Source organism: Mordavella massiliensis (assembly GCF_016902415.1).
Lineage (GTDB): Bacteria > Bacillota > Clostridia > Lachnospirales > Lachnospiraceae > Merdimonas > Merdimonas faecigallinarum.
In genome coordinates this window covers 20,311-39,681 of record NZ_JACJLV010000023.1, presented here as the reverse complement: position 1 = coordinate 39,681, position 19,371 = coordinate 20,311, and the positions used below count along the sequence as shown (strand labels likewise).

The following is a 19,371-nucleotide window of genomic DNA, read 5'->3' as shown; positions in this document are numbered from 1 at the left end:
CCGTCCCCGTTTAAAAAATCCCCCGTCCCCATCTGCCTCCCGGCAGAATAAAAGGAGCGGCCGCGCCGGATTCCCGCGCTTTTCCGCCCCAGGTGAAAGAATGTCTCCAAATGTCAGGATGCACCTATCTGTGCATTTTTAAAACCGGGCTGATCTTCTTATAGATCAGAAATACGATCAGGGATACCAGCACGCCTTTCAGCAGATTAAACGGCGCCACTGCAAATAATACGAAAGTGGTCAGGCTTGTGATGGCTGAATTGACCGCTGTTCCCATCTGCACCAGGCCGTCGACCGGCATGCCGAACGCCACCGCATACGTGGGCAGCAGCACAAATGCGTTGAGGAAGCATCCCACAACTGTCATAAACACAGTTCCTGCCGCCATACCGATGATCGCTCCATTTCTGGTTTTCTTAAATTTATAGATCAGCGCCGCCGGAACAACCAGCGAACAGCCGATCAGAAAATTTGCGACCTCGCCTACGCCGGCTGTTGTGGTCCCGTTAATCGCAAAGTTCAAAAGGATCTTTAAGAATTCAATTGCCACGCCGGCTACCGGTCCCATGGCGAAACAGCCCACCAACACCGGGACTTCGCTAAAATCAATCTCGTAAAATGCAGGGGCAAAAGGCAGAGGGATCTCAAACAGCATCAACACCACCGCGATCGCGGACAGCATCCCCACCTGCACCATCTTGCGGACTCTGTTCCTGGAGCCTGTCTTTACATTTTGCATTACTTCTGTACTCATGTTTTCTTTTCTCCTTTCCGCCGCAGTGTGATCCTCACGGAACATTTTTATTTCATAAGAAAACAATTTCCTGTGAAATAAAAAAATCCCGAAGCCAGCGGCATCGGGGTTCTACCATTCATTTCTTCTATCACACAACTCTTCTCTCATCCAGACTATACTGTCGGTTCCGGAATCTCACCGGATCAGCCGCAAAATGCGGGTCGCGGACTCTACCGCCGGTTGGGACTTGCACCCGACCCCGAAGAATTTTCTTTTTCCAGAAATTATTATAATCCATACCCGCACCATATTTCAAGAGTTTTTTATTCGAACATATGTTTGTTTTTTCTCTTCGGATGTATTATACTGGTTCTAAGATGAAATACTAATCAAAACATTTTCTGTGAAAGGAGGCATCACTTTATGGAACATTCCGCACAACACCAGTCTTTGTCATCCGCCCCGCCCTATACCTATGTTGCCATTGATCTGAAAAGCTTTTATGCCTCCGTTGAATGCGTGGAGCGGGGCCTGGATCCACTTACCACCAATCTGGTGGTCGCCGACCCGTCCCGCACGGATAAAACCATCTGCCTGGCCGTCTCTCCTTCCCTGAAAAAATATGGCCTGTCCGGGCGCAGCAGGCTCTTTGAGGTGCATCAGGTGCTGGCAGATCTTCGGAAGCGGACCGGTAAAACGGTGCCGTTTATCACCGCGCCACCGCGGATGTCCCTCTACATGCAGTATTCCGGCAGGATCTACGCCATCTACCTGAAATATGTAAGCCCGGAAGACATCCATGTTTATTCCATTGACGAATGTTTCCTGGATGTCAGCCGTTATCTTGCGCTCTACCATACCACCGCCCGGCAGCTTACCAGAACCATTTTGCAGGATGTACTGAAGACCACCGGCATTACCGGCACTGCCGGGATCGGCACCAATCTCTATCTTTGCAAGATCGCCATGGACATTATGGCCAAGCATGCCGAGGCAGACGCAGACGGCACGCGCATCGGAGAACTGGACGAAACATCTTACAAATATCAGCTCTGGGATCACCGGCCTCTTACGGATTTCTGGCGGATCGGCCGGGGAACCGCCGGCACTCTGGAAAAGAGGCAGATCTTCACCATGGGCGACCTGGCAAGAGCCTCTATCGATCAGGAGGAATGGCTCTATCAGACCTTTGGCATTGACGCCGAACTTCTCATCGACCACGCCTGGGGACTGGAGCCCTGCACGATGGCTGATATCAAGCGCTATCGGCCGGGCAGCAATTCCCTTGGCAGCGGGCAGGTCCTGCAAAGTCCTTATCCTTATTCCAGAGCCCGCATCATTGTCCTGGAGATGATCGATGAACTGATCCTGGAACTAAGTGCAAAAGAACTTGCCACAGACTCCGTCACTCTCCATATCGGTTACGACCGCTCTGGCGGAGACCTTCCCGGAACCGCCCATGGAACTGCTAATTTAAAAACCCCTTCTTCCAGTCCTGAGAAGATCCGCCGGGCTGTTCTGGATCTGTATGACCGGATCGTGGACCCGTCCCGCTTCGTCCGCCGGGTCACGGTGACCGCCAACCGCGTGGTCCCGGACAACTATCTCCAGTTCGACCTGTTTTCCGACCCGGAAAAGCTGGAAAAAGAAAAAAATCTCCAGCGCATTATACTGGAGATCCGAAAAAAATATGGAAAAAACGCCATTCTAAAGGGCACCAGCCTGCAGGATGGCGCCACTGCCAGAGAACGCCATCAGCAGATTGGAGGTCATCGGGCATGAACACCTGTCCGTCACAAAACACCCGCGCCGCCCGGCTCTACGGCGACATTATCGGACAATCCAGGCCGGACAGTCTGGATTCCCGCATCCGCCACCCCCGGATGCCGGTAGCCGACCGGGCCAAGATCTTTGCGCCTTTTGCCGCCCTGACCGGCTTTGAGAAAGTAATAGAGGCAGAAAATGCCAAAGCATCTACCCCGTAATCAGCTTAAAGACTGCCAGCAGTACAGAAAAGACCGCCACACCTTTTTTCAGCGCCTCCGGCTTTAAAAAGGAAGTGTTTCTGCTGCCTGCCCACACGCCGATGCCGTGACTGATCATAGAGACTGCCAGCAGCACCGCCATTTCCGCAGGATCACACTGCAGGCTGTAGCCGATGCAGGAGGGAACGGCGATAAAGATGGAGTTAAACAGCGCCACTCCCACTGCAGTTTTGACCGGCACGCCAAAGACCACCAGAAGCGGCATGACCAGGATCGGTCCGCCTGCCCCGGAAAGAGCGCACAAAGCTCCCGTTACCAGACCAAATGCCACACAGATGCCGGCCGGCAGCTCTGCCGCCGCCTTTACTTCCTTCCGGTTAAAGATCTTCAGAACCTCCGGTCCCGCCAGCACCCCCATGATCAGGGAATAAAAGATCGGGAACAAGATCAGCGTTCCCGGCCCAAGCGGGACCTGGATCTGGCCGATGGAATCTGCGATCACGATAAAGACAAACGCCACGATGAATATCTTATATTCCGCTTTCATCCTGGCCCCTGTGGATGGATAAACATAAGTCTCCTTCTTCATTTTCTCTCTCCTTTTTCTGTGGTCCCATGGCCTGTCCGGCCATGCGCATAACAGAAATTATAGAAAAAGGATTTTCAGAAAAAAGGACAAATGGGCAGTTTTTGTTGTATACTGTAAAAAATGTGGAGAAAACAACCATGACATTAACTGAACTACGAAAGAAAGTACCGGAACTGGAAAACTATCTCCGGTATATGCCGGAAGAATTAAAGACCCGCTGCACTATCAAGACCTACCCGCCCAAGACCATTATCCACCAAAAGGATGCGCCGCTTGATTACTTTGGCATTGTCTGCGAGGGTTACCACCGGGTCATCAATGAATTTGAAAACGGAAATGTATTTATGATCGTGAGGAACGATCCCATTGACTTTGTGGGAGAGGTCACCATCCTGGCCGGAAAGCCCCGCACCTCCGTTACCATTGAGACCACCACTGCATGCACGGTGCTCTATTTTTCCAGAAAAGATTTTGAAAACTGGATTGAACAGGATATTCATTTCCTGCGGCTGGTCTCCCAGAAAGTCGCCTATAAACTGTACCGCTCTTCCTATAACCGGGGAAACCGGCTGTTCTATCCGCCCCAGCATCTGCTGCTCCTTTATTTTCTCCGGTACATCGAAGACTGCCACAGCAACGTGATCCGCCGCACCAGAGAGGAGATCCATGAAGAGACCGGCATCTCCGTCAAAACCCTGAACCGCACCATCCGCAAACTGAAGGAAAGCGGGCTGGTGGGCATCACCAAGGGAAAGGTAACGCTAAATGCCTCCCAGCAGGAAAAGGCCAGAGAATATTTAAAACAGGGAATGTATTAAGAGACTTCACATACAAGAAAGGAGAACTTTGTTTTGATTTCTACGGTTGGGCTCAACATAAAAGCATTAAAAAAAGAACCGTTTTCCGGTTCCCATCACGGCATGCGCTATTATCTCCGGACAGCGGATGATACGCTGTCCGTATTCCTCTATCCGGAGCCCTGGTCCTTTGAGCGGACTCCGGATGAGGAGAAAGAACAAAAAGATTTTCCATTTTCCCAGGAAGGACTGGACGCAGCCATCGACTGGATCAATCAGTCCTACGAGGCAAAACGGCCTTACTGGAATGACCGTCTGCAGAACCGGATGAAATATCTCCTGTAATCCGGAGACTTCCGGCCCGGCCGGCATCCGATCCTGACTGCCATCTTAGGCGTTCTGTTCCAGAACTTCTTCTGCAATGTTTCGCGCGTGGTCGGAGATTCTCTCCAGACATACCAGAGTATCCAGATATACCACGCCGGCCTCTGCCTGGCACTGGTTATTGGCCAGCCTCTTAATGTGCTTGCTTCGCAGACTTAACTCCAGATTATCGGCCTGGGTTTCTTTTTCAATCACCTTTAAGGCCATTGCCCGGTCTTTATCTACAAAGGCTTTCAGGGCATAGCGGTAGCTGTCTGCACAGACTTCCATCATTTCCCGGATCTGCTCGGTTCCGATCTCAGAAAATGAGGTCTTTTTCTCATACAGTGTCTCTGCAAATTCGGAAATATTTTCACAGTAATCGCTGATCCGCTCCATATCGGAAATAATCTGAAGCAGATGGGCAATGTCCTGATGCTCTTTTTCACTGATCTGCAGAGCGCCCAGCTTAATAGCATAATTTGTAATGCCGGCGCTTAAGCGATCTACAGTAGCCTCTTCTTCCTTCAGGAATTTGATATCGCTTTCCTTTAACGTAAACAGTACATTTTTTGCGGTCATCAGGGAGTCTTCCACAATCTGTCCCATGCGGGCCACTTCATTTACAGTAGACTGCAGGGCAAGTCCCGGAGTCTGCAGCACACGCTCGTCCAGCTGAACCTGGCTTTCGTCCTGCTCGGCCTCTTCCACCCGGCCGATCTTTTTCGCCAGTTTGATGATCCAGTCGGATACCGGGAAGAGCAGCACGGTCGTACAAATGTTAAATGCCGTGTGGACCACACTGATCTCTGTCTGTGTGATCAGACCATTTGCCCAGACAGGCTCAAATACCTGGAAATAAATGATTGCCAGCGTACTGAATATAATGGTTCCGATAATGTTAAATAACAGGTGCATCAGCGCTGCGGTCTTTGCTGTCCTCTTTGCTCCAAGACTGGAAAGGATGGCAGTCACGCAGGTACCGATGTTCTGCCCCATGATGATATAGATTGCCGCGCTGAAAGGCACAAGTCCTGCGGCCGCCAGACTCTGCAGGATACCCACGGACGCGGAAGAACTCTGGATAATGGCAGTTACCAGTGTTCCGGCCAGGATGCCAAGAAGCGGATTTTTGCCAAGTGTTACAAACAGGCTGGTGAAGCTCTCCGAATTCTGAAGAGGTTCTACTGCGGATGACATCGTTGTGATTCCGATAAACAGAAGACCAAATCCCACGATGATGCTGGCGATTTCCTTTGATGAACGGCGTTTGCCCACCAGCATTAAAATCACACCGGCCATCACAGCGATCGGCGCAAGTCTTGCAGGGCTTAAAAATTCTGCCCATTCCACAGATGATACCAGCCAGCCGGTAACGGTAGTACCGATGTTGGCACCCATGATCACGCCCATAGCCTGCGTCAGGTTCATGATGCTGGCATTCACGAAGCCCACCACCATTACGGTTGTGGCGGAAGAGCTTTGGATGACTGCCGTGATCCCGGCTCCCAGAAGCACACCCATCAGCTTGTTTTTCGTCAGCACCTCCAGCAGCGATTTCATTTTGCTGCCTGCTGCGTTCTCCAGTCCCTGGGCCATGATCTGCATTCCATAAATAAACATTCCCAGGCCTCCCACAAAGGGGATGATAATATCCAGGTAATTCATTGATTTCCTCCTAAAGTAAATGCATACACTCTCTCAACGATCATACTTTGTTGTCGTTCTTGATTTTTAGCCTACGTTCTTACAATACCATTTACCATCCGAGAAAACAACAGATTTTTTACTTTTTCTTAACTTCGTATTTACATTTTATTTACTTTACAAAACGCTCGATCAGGGGCCGGAAACACACTGTTATTTTTTCATCTTGGGATCAAACAGGAAGGAGGCAAGATAGCCAAACACCAGCGCCGCGGTGATTCCGGCCGCGCTGGCTTTGAGCCCTCCTGTAAAAATTCCAATCAGACCCTCTTGTTCCACCGCCTCTTTTACGCCATTCCACAAAAGATTCCCAAAACCCGTGAGCGGTACGCTGGCGCCGGCTCCCGCCAGTTCCTGAAACGGCTGATAGAGGCCCAGGGCTCCAAGAACTGCGCCGCTGATCACCAGAAGTACCATAATACGCCCGGGCATCAGTTTGGTGCGGTCCAGCAAAATCTGCACCAGGGCGCAGATCAGGCCGCCGACCCAGAATGCATGCACATATTCCATATCGTTCCTCCTTAATGAAAATCCTGATTTTATCTCCGGCTATTTCCGGCTATCTCTGGTTTCATCTCTAGTTTCATCTTTGGTTACATTTCTGGTTTCATCTCTGGTTTCATCTGCCCGGGGCGGCATGTTCCAGGATGATCGCATGTGCGATCCCGGGCACGCTGGCGCCCTCATTATAGATCACGGTCGACAGAAGCGCCCCGGTGGGAACAAACAGAACCCGCTCCCATTCGCCGTTCCGCAGTTTCGGATAGATATAAGACGCCAGGGTCACTGCCGCGCAGCCGCACCCGCTGCCGCCGGAATGGGTATCCTGTGTCTCCTGATCAAAAATAAGCATGCCGCAGTCCAGATGATTTCCCCGGATATCATACCCGTTGTCCTGCATCAGATCAAAAAGAATGCTCTGACCGATATGCCCCAGGTCGCCGGTGATAATCCTGGTGTAGTCCTCCGGCCCCCGGCCAAAGTCCCGAAAATTCTGCAGGATGGTGTCGCAGGCCGCCGGGGCCATGCAGGCGCCCATGTTCTGTGAATCCTTTAACCCGAAATCCACAATTTTCCCGACAGTAACCCCGGAGATCTTCACCTGTCCCGGCATGGCAGCACTTTGCCCTGTGCCGGCGTCACCCGGGATATTGGCGCTTTGCTCCGCACCGGCAGTCACAAGAAATGCCCCGCTTCCGGTTACCGTCCAGTGCGCTGACAGCGGCCTCTGGTTTGCGTATCCCAGCGGAAAGCGGAACTCTTTTTCTGCACTGCCAAAATGACTGGATGTGACGGCGAGCATCCGCTCCCCGTACCCTGCCGCCACGGACATCGCTGCCAGAGCAAGCGCTTCTCCCGCTGTAGAGCAGGCCCCGTATAGGCCAAACATGGGAATATCAAATCCTTCTACTCCCTGCGAGGTTGCCGTACCCTGCCGGAGAAGATCCCCTCCGAACAGATACCGGATCTCCGAAGCCTTCCGCCCGGCTTTTTGAAGAGTCAAAGAACAGGCCAGCTTCTGCATGGCACTTTCCGCGGCTTCCCACGTATTTTCCCCGAACAGATCGTCCCCGGACACATGATCAAACAACCGGCCAAGCGGACCTTCTCCTTCCTTCTTTCCTGTCACAGACGCCGCACAGGACAGAAACGGCGCATTTACGAACGAAAGACTCTGCGCTCCCGTCTGTACTTTTGTCTGTGCCCCTGTCTGCACAGCTTCCCGAACCTTCCCTTTTATCCGTTCATCCCCCATCATCTCGCAGCCTCCCAGATCCAATACAATCCTCCCAGTACCCAGCTGGTAAACACTCCATATAAAATCACAGGTCCCGCAATGGTAAATATCTTACATCCGATCCCCATAACCTGCCCCTCCTTTTTATACTCAATGGCAGGAGCCGCCACCGAATTCGCAAACCCCGTAATCGGAACCAGCGCGCCGGCGCCTCCCCATTTCGCGATCCGCGGATACAGATTCCATCCCGTCAAAAGCACACTTAACAAAATCAGGCTCACCGAAGTCACGCTTCCGCAAACATCCTGATCCAGCCCCATAGCTTCACATTTGTTCAAGATCATCTGTCCCAGCAGACAGATCGTCCCGCCGGTCACAAAAGCCTTCGCCATATTCAAAGGAAGATTGTGCACCGGCGTTTTCCATTTCACATAATCCCTGTACGCTTCCTGCTGTTTCTGTTTATCCACAAGTTATCCACTCCTTTGTTGATCATTTTAATTGGGGACGGGGGATTTCTGGAAATCCCCCGTCCCCAATTACCAGCGCTGCGAAAAAAAGAGCATCGCGCCAAGACTTTTCCCCAAAGCTATCCCCACTATGATGTATTTTATACACATTTTCAACCTGGCTCTGCGGATCAAGATGGGGAAGAGGTTCAGGATTTCTGCCAGGGCCATGGCCCAGCATCCCACAAAGATTCCTCCGAAGATTCCAAATGCCGGCAGCAGCCAGTCTCCTTCCGGGATCGGGATCTGAAATATGATCCAGATTGTGCCAAGGATCCCGCCCAGGGCGACTGCATCTTCGTACAGCCGGATCTGTTCTCCTGTGTGCGTGCGGTCTGCCAGATCGGAGACCACTCCCAGACCGATGATAAAGGAGAAGATCCCTCCGGCCGCCGCGGCGCCGGCGCTAAGTCCCAGCGCTGCCAGCATGATTCCCTTTATCCACATAGTCTGCCCCCTTATTTTTGCTGCCGGATTCTGTCCTGGAATTGTTTTCAATCAGCGTCGTCTGAATATCATTTTCATAGAGACGCATTTCTACTTCCAGCGGAGTCGGATCTGTGCCGGACCGACTTTTTCCAAAGTGATTGAAAAAAATCAGAATTCCCAGGATCAGACCGATGGAATAGGTGATCTCCAGTATGGTAAATCCATCGGACGGCTTTCCCGTCGTCAGTTCGTAAATCTGACCAAACATTTTCACAGTATCCACGTCATTATTAAATGCCATCGTTGAAAATGCGGCGCCAAAAAAGCTGATGAGTACGACTATGGCGGCTTTGAGCACGTGAAGGAATTTTCCTGCATCTTTTTCTTTTTTATAAGTGATGATAAAATCTTTTTCACCTACATTTACGATGTCAAGCTGCGGAAATGCAGTATGGATTTTCCGGATCACCTGTAAAATGGAAAGGCACATGCGGCTTTCTTTTTTCTGATCTGTGCATGAAACCGTAACGAGCGGCAGCCTGCAGATCTGTTCCCTGGTCCGTTTGTCTGTACCTTCTATCTGTATGACGTCCCCGATCCGGATGTCTGTCCGGTCCACCTCCACATCCCGGTCCGCTTTAATATATACTGCCTGCATCATCCATTCCTTCGCTGCATTCATGATAGACAAGGGTTCCTTCGCTTACAGAGCTCCCATCCCCGGCTGCCAGAATGCAATAAAGAACTCCCATAATGATCGCTGCGCTGACGACACACAACAGACATATCCTCAATTTTTTTCTTGCTTCATCCATACGTACGCCTCCTGCTTTCCACTGTCTTTTCTGGGTAGTATGGAACATTTCCGGAATAATATACGTGCTTCTTCGGGATTTCTATATTTTTTCCCGGAGATTTTTCAATATTTTTTTCTCCATTCTGGAAACCTGCACCTGGGAGATCCCCAGTTCCTTTCCCACCTGCGACTGGGTCTGATTTGCGAAATACCGCAGGTAGATCAGCCTTCTTTCTTCTTTATTCAGAGAGGCCAGCAGCTCTTTTAACACCAGGTGGTCCAGGATCCGTTCTTCCTGCATTTCCTTTTCCGGCAGCCTGTCCATCAGCCGGATCTCCTGCCCCTCCTTTTGAAAGACCGGCTTGTGGAGCGACTCCACCTCGCTGTTTGCGTCCATAGCCATCGCCAGCTCTTCTGTCTCCACATGCAGTTCCTGTGCGATCTCGGTGATCGTAGGCTCTCTCCCCCAGGCTTCCAGAAGCCGTTCTCTGCAGATTCCGGATTTGTAGGCCAGTTCTTTCAGAGAGCGGCTCACCTTGATCATGCCGTCATCCCGGAGAAAACGCTTGATTTCTCCGGAAATCATAGGCACTGCGTAGGTAGAAAATCTTACATCATAAGAAATGTCAAATTTGTCTATTGCTTTGAGAAGCCCGATATTTCCTATCTGAAACAAATCCTCCGCCTCAGCGCCCCGGTGAAAAAATCGCTTTGCCACACACCAGACCAGTCCTTCATTTTCCCTCACAAGCTGCGCCCTTGCGTCCGGGTCTCCCTGATGGGATTTTTCGATCAAATCGATGGTCCGGTCCATAATCTGCGTCCTTTTCCGACTATTTTTTCCATTTTGACAAGCGTCCCTTCCCCAGGAGTGGAAATGACTTCCAGGCTGTCCATAAATGCTTCCATAAAAGAAAATCCCATGCCGGAACGGTCCAGATCCGGCTTCGTGGTAAACAGAGGCTCCATCGCCTGCTGCACATCCTCAATCCCTTTTCCCTGATCTTCCACCTCCAGATACAAGGTCTTGCCCTCCGTGCGGCAGCGGATCGTAATACTGTGCACCTCATTTTCATACCCATGGATAATCGCGTTGGTCACAGCTTCCGACACAGCTGTCTTTACATCCGACACTTCTTCCACCGTAGGATTCAGCGACGTCATAAATGCCGCCACCGTCACACGCGCAAACGACTCGTTGGACGAGCGGCTGTCAAAAATCACCTGCATTTCATTCGTATTTTCCATCTACATATCCTCCTCACATATCTGCATAATTTTAGTAACACCCGACATTGACAAGATCCGCTTCATTCTTTCACTGGTATGTACCGCAAAAACCTCGCCTCCCAGAAGATAAACCCGCTTATAGCGGCCCATGATCACGCCGATCCCCGAACTGTCCATAAAATTCGTATCCCGGAAATCAAAGATCACGTAACGGATGTGATTCCTCTCGATCAGACGATCCGACTCCCGGCGGATTTCTTCCGCATTATGGTGATCCAACTCACTCGGAAGAAAAATCGTCAGATAATTCTCCTGCACCTGGTAGTTCATAGTTATCCCCCTTTTCCACAGCTTATTTGGCATTGCCTCCAATGGGGACGGGGGATTTCCAGAAATCCCCCGTCCCCATTGGAGGCAAATGAAAAAAAGGACGTGCTTTTGTTTGCACATCCTTTTCTTTCGTACTTTTTATCCACATTTTCCACCGGATAATCCTGTTTTCCACATCCGGAGTATTTTATTCTTCGTTTCCGCCGTTTGTTTCCTGATCGGCTTCTTCTTTTTTCTGATCCGTGTCCTCTTCCCCGCTGTCATCTGTTTTTCCGCCGCCGTTCTGCGCATCCAGCTCTTCCTGTGCGCTGGCCGCCGCGTCGGTATCTGCGTAATCTTCGATGATCCGCTGGTAATAGACGTTGGCCTGATCCTGATCGCCGCTGCCCTGGTATGATAGAGCCAGCAGCAACATGGCTCCGCCGTCATTATAATCTTCATCCATCTGTAGCACCTGTTCCAGGTTGCTGATGGCGGTCTCATAATTTGCCACGTCATAGCTTTCCTGCGCGGCTGCGTACAAACTTCCGCAAACCTGCGGGAACAGCGCCTCTGCCATTTCGTCATAGGCTTCCCGCCCGGCTGTTCCGAGGGAATCTACGTTGACTTTCAAAAGTTCCTCTACCATGGACTGATTTCCCATGTCTCCCGCATAGAAATGGCTCTGAATATTCATGACGGTCTCATAGCTTTCCTGCGTAGCAGATGCCGTTGCCTGGGCGTTTTCTGTCTCCTGGCTGGTGGAGCGGAAGGACTCCAGCTCCGTCTGCAGCGCGCTGATCTGTGCTTTCTGCTCGGCGATCTGATCGCTGAATGCCACGATATCCCGGTTGGTCTTCTGCTCTCGGGACCTGGTAACTGCCGGGAGGATCAAAAACCACATGACCGCCACGCCCACCAGCAGCCCCACCGCGATATTTACCATGGTGTGAAGCCCGGCATTTTCCTTATATCCGGCGGACACCGGCTGAATAATGGTCTCATTTCCAATGCTGTAGGTCACCGTCTGTTGATCTTTTTTATCTTTTTCTTTGATCTTCACGGTCCGGCTCTTGCGGATCTGGTTGAGCTCATGCATATAGCGCAGCGTGATGTCGTCCGTCTTGTCCAGCTTGTGAGCCGCGCGGATCGCCTGCCTTGCCCTGGAGAACTGCTCGGTATGCAGGTACAAAAGCGCCAGTAGCTGGTATGCCTTCACAAACGAAGGATGAGCGTCCACCGCTTTTTTCAGCTGGATGATCGCCAGATCTTCGCCATTCTGTTTTGCATAGCTCAGCGCCTGATTATACTTTTTCACAGCCTGGTTAATGGTTTCCAGTTCCGCCGTATTTTCCCGGGTTTTCTGAATATAATAATTCGCAATGTTGTCATGGGACTGAAAATTCTTGCTTAAGATCCACTCTACCAGCGCCTCGGCCACATCTCCCCGGCCATAGTACACCAGCCCCAGAAGATTGCGCGCGGCAATATTGGACCGGTTATACTGCAGGCTCCGGCGCAGCGACACGATGGCGCCGGACAAGTCCCTGATATTTGCTTTTTTCAGGCCGTCGTTGTACCAGTAGTTGGACTGGTACACCAGTTTTGTTGCGTAATCCATATACTACCCTCTTTATTTGGTCTGTTCGATCATTTCCCTTAAAATATCTGTCATATCCGTCAGGTCTTCCTGATAAACCGCATCTTCGATTTCTTCAATTTCCAGACTTGGCTGAAATTTCTTCAGCTCTTCTTCAAAATTCAACATCCAAACCGCCTCCTGACAGTAATTTTTTCACCATGCCGGCCAGATACAAAGAACCCAGGCAGTAAATATCCCCTTCCGGATCTTCTGCCTCCTGACCGGGACATTCGTTTCCATCAACTTTCCGCAGCTTTTCTGCTTCCCGGAGAGCATCTGCGATCCTTGGCCGGCAGATTACCTTTTTATCGGTATATTTTTGGAATAATCGGAATAATTCCTCTGCTTCCACTGCTCTGCCGTCTTCTATTTTCGTAACAATAAATGCTTTTACATCCAGATTTCTGCACAAATATGCGATCATCTGCTCATATTTCTTATCCGATACCGCAGAGAAGATCACCACGTCTTTTCCAATCTCTCTGCCCTTTAAATTCTGCACGCTGTCCACAAACGCTTCAATGGCTCCGGGATTATGCGCTCCATCCAGAATCAGATGCGGTCTTACTTCCTCCATCCGTCCCGGCCAGCGCACCCCTTCCAGAGCGCGCGCCCAGCGCGCCGTCCGTTCCGCGTCCGGGCCCTCTCCCTCCAGAGCGGCCTGTCCGCACAGCAGATATTCCGCCGCCTCCAGCGCGATGCAGGCGTTCATAACCTGGTAGATCCCGCAGATGGGGATGCGGCAGATAACATCTTTATCATACGCACTCGTCCGTGAAAATGCAATATATTTCCGTTGAACTTCCCGGATTTTGAACGCATTTTTCGAGATTTCTCTACACGGGGCGCCTGCTTCCCGCGCCTTTTTCCGGATCACTTCCGAGGCGGCAGGATTGCTTCCATCAAAGATTACAGGCACGCCCTTTTTGATGATCCCTGCCTTCTCCCCGGCGATTTTCTCTATGGTGTCCCCCAGAATATCGGTATGGTCCAGGCTGATGGATGTGATCACCGTAAGAAAAGGCTCCGGCACCGCATTGGTGGCGTCCAGCCTGCCTCCAAGCCCTGTTTCCAGGATAATATACTCCACATCCGAAGCTGCAAACGCTTTCATTCCCATTCCGAATAAAAATTCAAAATAAGAAGGATGCCCCAGACCTTCCGCCTCCATCTCTCCTGCAATTTTATATACTTCTTCGAAAATCCGGAAAAATGTATCATCATCCACCGGCTTCCCGCAGATCTCAATCCGCTCGTTGACAGAGACAAGATGAGGGGATGTAAAGAACCCCGTCTTTTTCCCCTCAGCTGTCAGTATTGCCTTTATATACGCGCAGACGGAACCTTTTCCATTGGTTCCGGCCACGTGGATGATCTTCCGGTCCAGCGCCGGATCGACCAGACGTTTTAAAAATTCCCGGGTATGGTCAAGTGAATGTTTTTTCGTAAATTTTGGAATTTCTTCAATATATGCCGCCGCCTGGGCGTAACTGTGAATCTCTCCGGTCATTTTATTCCTCTTCTTCATCCGCCTGCGGAACCCAGGATATGGTCTTGTCCGTAGCCGTACCCTCCTGGCGGATCAGATTACCGTCCTGATAAATGTAAATATCCGATTTGCGGAACGTCGTATTGCTGGATCCCATCTGGCGCACCACGATCTCGTCTCCATTTACAAGTTCCACGCCGGAGAAATCAATCCTGGTGTTATTCAGGAACGAACTCTTCTGCTTCTCGCCATTGACATAAACCTTGCTGTTCTGGGTGAAATTCTCGCCGTACAGGCTGTACCCTTCATCCAGATGCGGAACCACGTTTTTCAGAGTTACGTCCCGCACGCCCATCACCATATGTCCCTCTGTAACCGGCGGATTGCCATTGTATACATACTGGTCGCCGTAGAGGATGTCATACTGCAAAAGTTCCAGATCCGAGAGATAATTTCTGGTCTGGCGTCTCTGCTGGTGATAGTTAAACACCGTGCCGGAGTGGATATCCAGCCGTTCCAGCACGTCCGCCATGATCTGATAAGACGGGATATTCCGGTCTTCCTTGGGAAGCCCGATGTTGTCCCAGATCACATAATTGGTATTGTAAAGATAACGGCTCTTCAGGTCTTCTGCCTCCAGTCCCATGGTGGGAAGGTGGTCTCCGTAGAATACCACCACCGTCGGCTCGCCCCGCTCTTCAATGGCCTGGATCAGATTCCCCGCAAACTGGTCCATCTCATAGACCTGGTTCACATAGTATTCCCACTTATTTTTCAGGCCCTCATCCTCAATGCCTTCCACTGTGATCTCCGGATTTTCTATGATCTGCTCTTCCGGATAATCCCCGTGGCCCTGGACACTGACGGTAAAGACAAAATCTTTTCCCTCTGTGGTATCCATGGCGTCCAGGATGTGGTCCACCAGAATCGCATCCGTTGCCCAGCCGTTTGGCGTCTGCTGCAGGATATTCATGAATTCCTTGCTGGTAAAGCTGTCGAATCCCATGTTGTCAAATACTCTGGCTCTGCTGTAGAAATTTCCGCCGTTGTTATGAAGCGCATGCGTTCCGTAGCCAAGGGCGCTAAGAGCCGAAGCCGCGCTCTCGCAGGGCTTTTCTTTGACATACGTTTTATACGGATACTCTCCCGGTCCGAAATACCGCAGGTTCATACCGGTCAGCACCTCAAACTCTGTGTTTGCCGTACCGGCTCCTACCGAAGGCACCTTAAAATATCCGGAAGAATAATTTTCAAACATAGAACGCAGGTTGGGGCAGGCATCCTTGGAGGTGGTGAAAAACTCCGCCTCGGACACATCAAAATACGACTCCAGCTGTACAAACAGAATGTTCGGCAGCGCCTCACTGGCCCGCCCGGTCTCGCATTTTGTCAGAGCTCCGTCGCCCGCGATCGCTTCCATGGTTGCTTCATTATAATCATTCGGCTCGTTGATGCCGGTATTAAATACACTGGCCATAAAACAGTACGGCAAGCCGTAATCTTCATAGGCAAATGCGATATTTCCAAAATAGGTGGACACCACCCGCTTATCTACCGCCTGATCAGAGATCACGCCATAGAGAGCCGCGCAGATAATCACACCGATCAGAGCGCGGATCCGGTGCATTTTCCCGGTATACTGGCCTCCCCGTTTCCACATGGAAATCACCCATACCACCACGGAGACGATACCCACGCCTAAGATCACCAGCTCAAAACCGTTAAAATAATTGTTGATCAGGGCAAGTCCGTCAGAGGCCACTTTTAAGTCCTGTGCATTGAACGGCGTAACACGCTTCAGGAGCATGTAGCCGTTGGCCACGCCCAGCACCAGCCAGAACACACTGATAATAATCCGCACGAAAATCCTTCGTTTGAAAAAGTATACAATGGAAAATGTGATAAAGATCATAAATGCATTGTACAAAAATACCAACGGCGTTCCGATCATATATGCCCCTGCCTCAATGACAGAGTGCCTTGAGATCGCCTCGATCACAAAATTCAGGATACATGCCAGAAGCGCATGAAATAAAAGGGAAAACCGGTTCATAAATGCATAGACCGGCTGCATTTTCTTTGCAAATGCACTGTTCCTGCGCGCTTCCAGGATGCGGGCTCTGCGCTCCTTCCTTTCTTTCCACCAGGTTATGACGTCTTCTTTCTTTAAATTTTTCAGTTTGGCAAGCCCGCCCTTCAGGTCGGGCTTTGGAATCTTAATTTTCACGTTTTACCTTCAATCCTTCCAACCGCTCTTTTACCTGAGCCATCATCTGCTTATAGGTTTCCAGTTTGTCACGTTCTTCCTGCACCTTTGCTTCCGGCGCTTTGCTGACGAATTTTTCATTATTCAGCATACCAGTCGCGCGGGCGATTTCCTTCGTCAGTCTTGCCTCTTCTTTTTCCAGACGTTCGATCTCCTGGTCAAAATCGATCAACTCTTCCAATGGTAAATATACTGTAGCATCCGGCACCACGATGGATACCGCATCCTCCGGTATTCCAACCGTATCGTGCTGGATGATCAGATCATTAACTGCCGCCATATTCCGGGCTGCCTGCCGAAGCATCTCCAGACCGGTACACAACTGAGCGTCTTCACATACCACATAGGCCGTAGCCTTGCGGTTCTTTGGAACATTCATCTCAGCCCGCACGTTGCGGATGCCGCGGATGATTTCTTTATAATGTTCTGCAATATTTTCCGCGATCGGATAATTCCAGGACTCATCATACTGCGGCCAGTCAGACATCATCAGAGATTCTTCTTCCGGCACCAGTTTGCTGTAGATCTCCTCAGAGACGAACGGCATATACGGATGCAGCAGCTTCAGTCCCTTCTTCAGTACCTCCCGCAGAGTCCACAGGGCGTCGTTGGCGCTTTCCGGATCCTCATCTGCGTGATAAATACGGTACTTGGCGATCTCAATGTACCAGTCGCAGAATTCATCCCAGATGAAATCATAGATCTTGGACAGAGCAATACCAAGCTCGAATTTATCCATATTCTCGGTCACATCTTTGACCAGGTTGTTGCATTTGGACATGATCCAGCGGTCTGCTGGACGCACTTTAAAGTCTGCCGGCTGAGTCAGTTTTTTATCTCCCAGGTTCATCATAATGAAACGGGACGCATTCCATACTTTGTTGGCAAAGTTCCGGCTGGCTTCCACACGTTCGTTGTAGAAACGCATATCATTTCCCGGCGCATTTCCGGTTACCAGCGTCATTCGAAGCGCATCCGCGCCATACTGGTCGATGATCTCCAGAGGATCGATACCATTCCCCAAAGACTTGCTCATCTTGCGACCCAGGGCGTCCCTTACCAGACCGTGGATAAATACGGTGTGGAACGGACTTTTTCCGGTGTGTTCATAGCCGGAGAATACCATACGGATAACCCAGAAGAGAATGATATCATAACCGGTCACCAGCACGTCTGTGGGATAAAAGTAGTCCATTTCTTCTGTCTTGTCCGGCCAGCCCAGTACGGAAAACGGCCACAGCGCAGAGGAGAACCAGGTGTCCAGCGTATCCTCATCCTGTGTGAAATGGGTGCAGCCGCACTTCGGACATTTTTCCGGCACGCCGCGGGATACTACAACCTCGCCGCACTCGTCGCAATAATAAGCCGGGATCCGGTGTCCCCACCAGATCTGCCTGGAAATGCACCAGTCACGGATATTTTCCAGCCAGTGCAGATAAATCTTGTCAAAACGCTCCGGCACAAATTTCAGATCGCCATTTTTGATGGCTTCGATGGCCGGCTTTGCCAGCTCTTCCATCCGCACAAACCACTGCTGCTTCACCAGCGGCTCAACGGTGGTGTGGCAGCGGTCGTGGGTTCCTACATTATGGGAATGAGGAACGACTTTTACCAGATAGCCTTCTTTTTCCAGGTCAGCCACAATAGCTTTTCTCGCCTCATACCGCTCCATACCGGCGTATTTTCCGCCATTTTCATTGATGGTGGCATCGTCGTTCATGATGTTGATCTCCGGCAGGTTGTGACGTTTGCCCACCTCAAAGTCGTTGGGGTCGTGAGCCGGCGTGATCTTTACAGCGCCGGTTCCAAATTCCTTGTCTACGTAATCGTCTGCCACAATGGGAATCTCCCTGTTTACCAGTGGCAGGATCGCTGTTTTTCCTATAATATCTTTGTATCTTTCATCCTCCGGATGTACGGCAATGGCGGTATCGCCAAGCATGGTCTCCGGACGGGTGGTCGCGATCTCCAGATAGTCGTCGGTTCCCACGATGGGGTATTTGATGTGCCAGAAATGTCCTTCCTGTTCCTCATGCTCCACTTCCGCGTCAGAAAGGGAAGTCTTACATACCGGACACCAGTTGATGATCCTGGAACCTTTGTAAATGTAGCCTTTTTCGTAAAGGCGGATAAATACTTCTTCCACCGCTTTGGAACAGCCCTCGTCCAGAGTGAACCGCTCTCTGTCCCAGTCGCAGGAAACACCCAGTTTCTTTAACTGGCTCTCAATGGTTCCTGCATATTCTTCTTTCCACTGCCAGGTTCTTTCCAGAAATTTTTCCCGGCCAAGTTCTCTTTTATCAATGCCTTCGTCTTTTAACTGATTGGTCACTTTTACTTCCGTGGAAATAGCCGCATGGTCGGTACCCGGCACCCACAGCGCATTGTAGCCCTGCATCCTTTTATAGCGGATCAGGATATCCTGCAGGGTATTGTCCAGGGCGTGGCCCATGTGCAGCTTGCCGGTAATATTCGGCGGCGGCATCACTGTAGTAAATGGTTTTCTGCTTCTGTCTACCTCAGCGTGGAAATATTTTCTCTCACACCATTTGTCATAGAGTTTCGATTCGATTGCCTTAGGATCATAGGTTTTTTCCAGGTTCTGACTCATTGTTCTCTCCTCGCATTCCTTCACACTTTTTTCACATTTCGGTAATAAAAAATACCCTTTACATTACGTAAAGGGCGTTTCTCTTACGCGGTACCACCTTTATTTATATAGAAGAAATCCTGCCGGCTCCTTCTATACCTCTCCTCTTATTCTTTAACGGGAACGACTCCGGGAC

General features: G+C 50.6%; 21 protein-coding genes, 1 riboswitch and 1 other annotated feature (1 of these 23 only partly in view). Of the genes, 4 read left to right on the top strand and 17 right to left on the bottom strand.

Annotation, left to right across the window (positions count from 1 at the left end):
• Nucleotides 1-124: 124 nt before the first annotated feature.
• Nucleotides 125-754, bottom strand: coding sequence for an ECF transporter S component (locus H6A13_RS08140; RefSeq protein WP_204909107.1), 630 nt, complete (start codon nt 752-754; stop codon nt 125-127).
• A 134-nt stretch (nt 755-888) separates the two neighbouring features.
• Nucleotides 889-1,007: riboswitch (FMN riboswitch) on the bottom strand.
• A gap of 152 nt (nt 1,008-1,159) precedes the next feature.
• Between H6A13_RS08140 and H6A13_RS08135 the strand changes: the two genes are divergently transcribed.
• Both H6A13_RS08135 and H6A13_RS08130 read left to right on the top strand, forming a co-directional pair.
• A complete protein-coding gene (locus tag H6A13_RS08135) occupies nt 1,160-2,518 on the top strand; it encodes a Y-family DNA polymerase (protein ID WP_204909106.1) in 1,359 nt (452 codons plus the stop codon).
• Nucleotides 2,515-2,721 carry a hypothetical protein gene (locus tag H6A13_RS08130; protein ID WP_204909105.1) on the top strand — a complete coding sequence of 69 codons (207 nt, stop codon included), beginning with the start codon at nt 2,515-2,517 and terminating at the stop codon, nt 2,719-2,721. The genes H6A13_RS08135 and H6A13_RS08130 overlap by 4 nt, the downstream gene beginning before the upstream one ends.
• On the opposite strand, the gene H6A13_RS08125 is transcribed toward H6A13_RS08130, so the two are convergent.
• Complete coding sequence (locus H6A13_RS08125) at nt 2,711-3,310, bottom strand: sulfite exporter TauE/SafE family protein (RefSeq protein WP_204909104.1); 600 nt, start codon at nt 3,308-3,310, stop codon at nt 2,711-2,713. The genes H6A13_RS08130 and H6A13_RS08125 overlap by 11 nt on opposite strands.
• Before the next feature lie 137 nt (nt 3,311-3,447).
• On the opposite strand from H6A13_RS08125, the gene H6A13_RS08120 reads away from it, so the two are divergent.
• A complete protein-coding gene (locus H6A13_RS08120) occupies nt 3,448-4,128 on the top strand; it encodes a Crp/Fnr family transcriptional regulator (protein ID WP_204909103.1) in 681 nt (226 codons plus the stop codon).
• 33 nt (nt 4,129-4,161) lie between these two features.
• Complete coding sequence (locus H6A13_RS08115; RefSeq protein WP_204909102.1) at nt 4,162-4,452, top strand: GNAT family acetyltransferase; 291 nt, start codon at nt 4,162-4,164, stop codon at nt 4,450-4,452.
• A gap of 45 nt (nt 4,453-4,497) precedes the next feature.
• Here the strand turns inward: H6A13_RS08115 and H6A13_RS08110 are convergent, their stop codons facing one another.
• The 15 genes from H6A13_RS08110 to H6A13_RS08045 form a co-directional block, all read right to left on the bottom strand.
• On the bottom strand, nt 4,498-6,138 hold the full coding sequence (locus tag H6A13_RS08110; protein ID WP_204909101.1) for a Na/Pi cotransporter family protein: 1,641 nt from the start codon (nt 6,136-6,138) through the stop codon (nt 4,498-4,500).
• A 192-nt stretch (nt 6,139-6,330) separates the two neighbouring features.
• A complete protein-coding gene (gene spoVAE / locus H6A13_RS08105; protein ID WP_204909100.1) occupies nt 6,331-6,687 on the bottom strand; it encodes a stage V sporulation protein AE in 357 nt (118 codons plus the stop codon).
• Nucleotides 6,688-6,796: 109 nt separating this feature from the next.
• On the bottom strand, nt 6,797-7,936 hold the full coding sequence (locus H6A13_RS08100) for a stage V sporulation protein AD (protein WP_338043041.1): 1,140 nt from the start codon (nt 7,934-7,936) through the stop codon (nt 6,797-6,799).
• Nucleotides 7,933-8,385, bottom strand: a complete 453-nt coding sequence (locus tag H6A13_RS08095) for a SpoVA/SpoVAEb family sporulation membrane protein (RefSeq protein WP_338043040.1) — start codon at nt 8,383-8,385, stop codon at nt 7,933-7,935. Before H6A13_RS08095 ends, H6A13_RS08100 begins: the two co-directional genes overlap by 4 nt.
• Before the next feature lie 69 nt (nt 8,386-8,454).
• Nucleotides 8,455-8,871 carry a stage V sporulation protein AB gene (locus H6A13_RS08090; protein ID WP_204909099.1) on the bottom strand — a complete coding sequence of 139 codons (417 nt, stop codon included), beginning with the start codon at nt 8,869-8,871 and terminating at the stop codon, nt 8,455-8,457.
• Entirely contained in the window at nt 8,831-9,535 is a 705-nt protein-coding gene (locus tag H6A13_RS08085; protein WP_243416425.1) for a stage V sporulation protein AA, read from the bottom strand. The genes H6A13_RS08090 and H6A13_RS08085 overlap by 41 nt, the downstream gene beginning before the upstream one ends.
• Nucleotides 9,492-9,668, bottom strand: coding sequence for a hypothetical protein (locus H6A13_RS08080; RefSeq protein WP_204909114.1), 177 nt, complete (start codon nt 9,666-9,668; stop codon nt 9,492-9,494). Before H6A13_RS08080 ends, H6A13_RS08085 begins: the two co-directional genes overlap by 44 nt.
• An 81-nt stretch (nt 9,669-9,749) precedes the next feature.
• Nucleotides 9,750-10,463, bottom strand: a complete 714-nt coding sequence (locus H6A13_RS08075) for a SigF/SigG family RNA polymerase sporulation sigma factor (protein WP_204909098.1) — start codon at nt 10,461-10,463, stop codon at nt 9,750-9,752.
• A complete protein-coding gene (spoIIAB, locus tag H6A13_RS08070; RefSeq protein ID WP_204909097.1) occupies nt 10,442-10,897 on the bottom strand; it encodes an anti-sigma F factor in 456 nt (151 codons plus the stop codon). The genes H6A13_RS08075 and spoIIAB overlap by 22 nt, the downstream gene beginning before the upstream one ends.
• Entirely contained in the window at nt 10,898-11,209 is a 312-nt protein-coding gene (locus H6A13_RS08065) for an STAS domain-containing protein (RefSeq protein WP_204909096.1), read from the bottom strand.
• Nucleotides 11,210-11,396: 187 nt separating this feature from the next.
• The gene (locus H6A13_RS08060; protein WP_204909095.1) at nt 11,397-12,809 is read right to left on the bottom strand and encodes a tetratricopeptide repeat protein; all 1,413 of its coding nucleotides are present in this window, start codon (nt 12,807-12,809) and stop codon (nt 11,397-11,399) included.
• Nucleotides 12,810-12,821: 12 nt separating this feature from the next.
• On the bottom strand, nt 12,822-12,956 hold the full coding sequence (locus H6A13_RS13420; protein ID WP_275553044.1) for a hypothetical protein: 135 nt from the start codon (nt 12,954-12,956) through the stop codon (nt 12,822-12,824).
• Nucleotides 12,943-14,340: a bifunctional folylpolyglutamate synthase/dihydrofolate synthase gene (locus H6A13_RS08055; RefSeq protein WP_204909094.1), complete on the bottom strand. Its 1,398-nt coding sequence runs from the start codon at nt 14,338-14,340 to the stop codon at nt 12,943-12,945. Before H6A13_RS08055 ends, H6A13_RS13420 begins: the two co-directional genes overlap by 14 nt.
• A gap of 1 nt (nt 14,341) precedes the next feature.
• Nucleotides 14,342-16,546, bottom strand: a complete 2,205-nt coding sequence (locus tag H6A13_RS08050; RefSeq protein WP_338043039.1) for an LTA synthase family protein — start codon at nt 16,544-16,546, stop codon at nt 14,342-14,344.
• On the bottom strand, nt 16,536-19,196 hold the full coding sequence (locus H6A13_RS08045; RefSeq protein WP_204909093.1) for a valine--tRNA ligase: 2,661 nt from the start codon (nt 19,194-19,196) through the stop codon (nt 16,536-16,538). The genes H6A13_RS08050 and H6A13_RS08045 overlap by 11 nt, the downstream gene beginning before the upstream one ends.
• A 67-nt stretch (nt 19,197-19,263) precedes the next feature.
• Nucleotides 19,264-19,371 (bottom strand) — a binding site (T-box leader) (it continues 168 nt past the right edge of the window).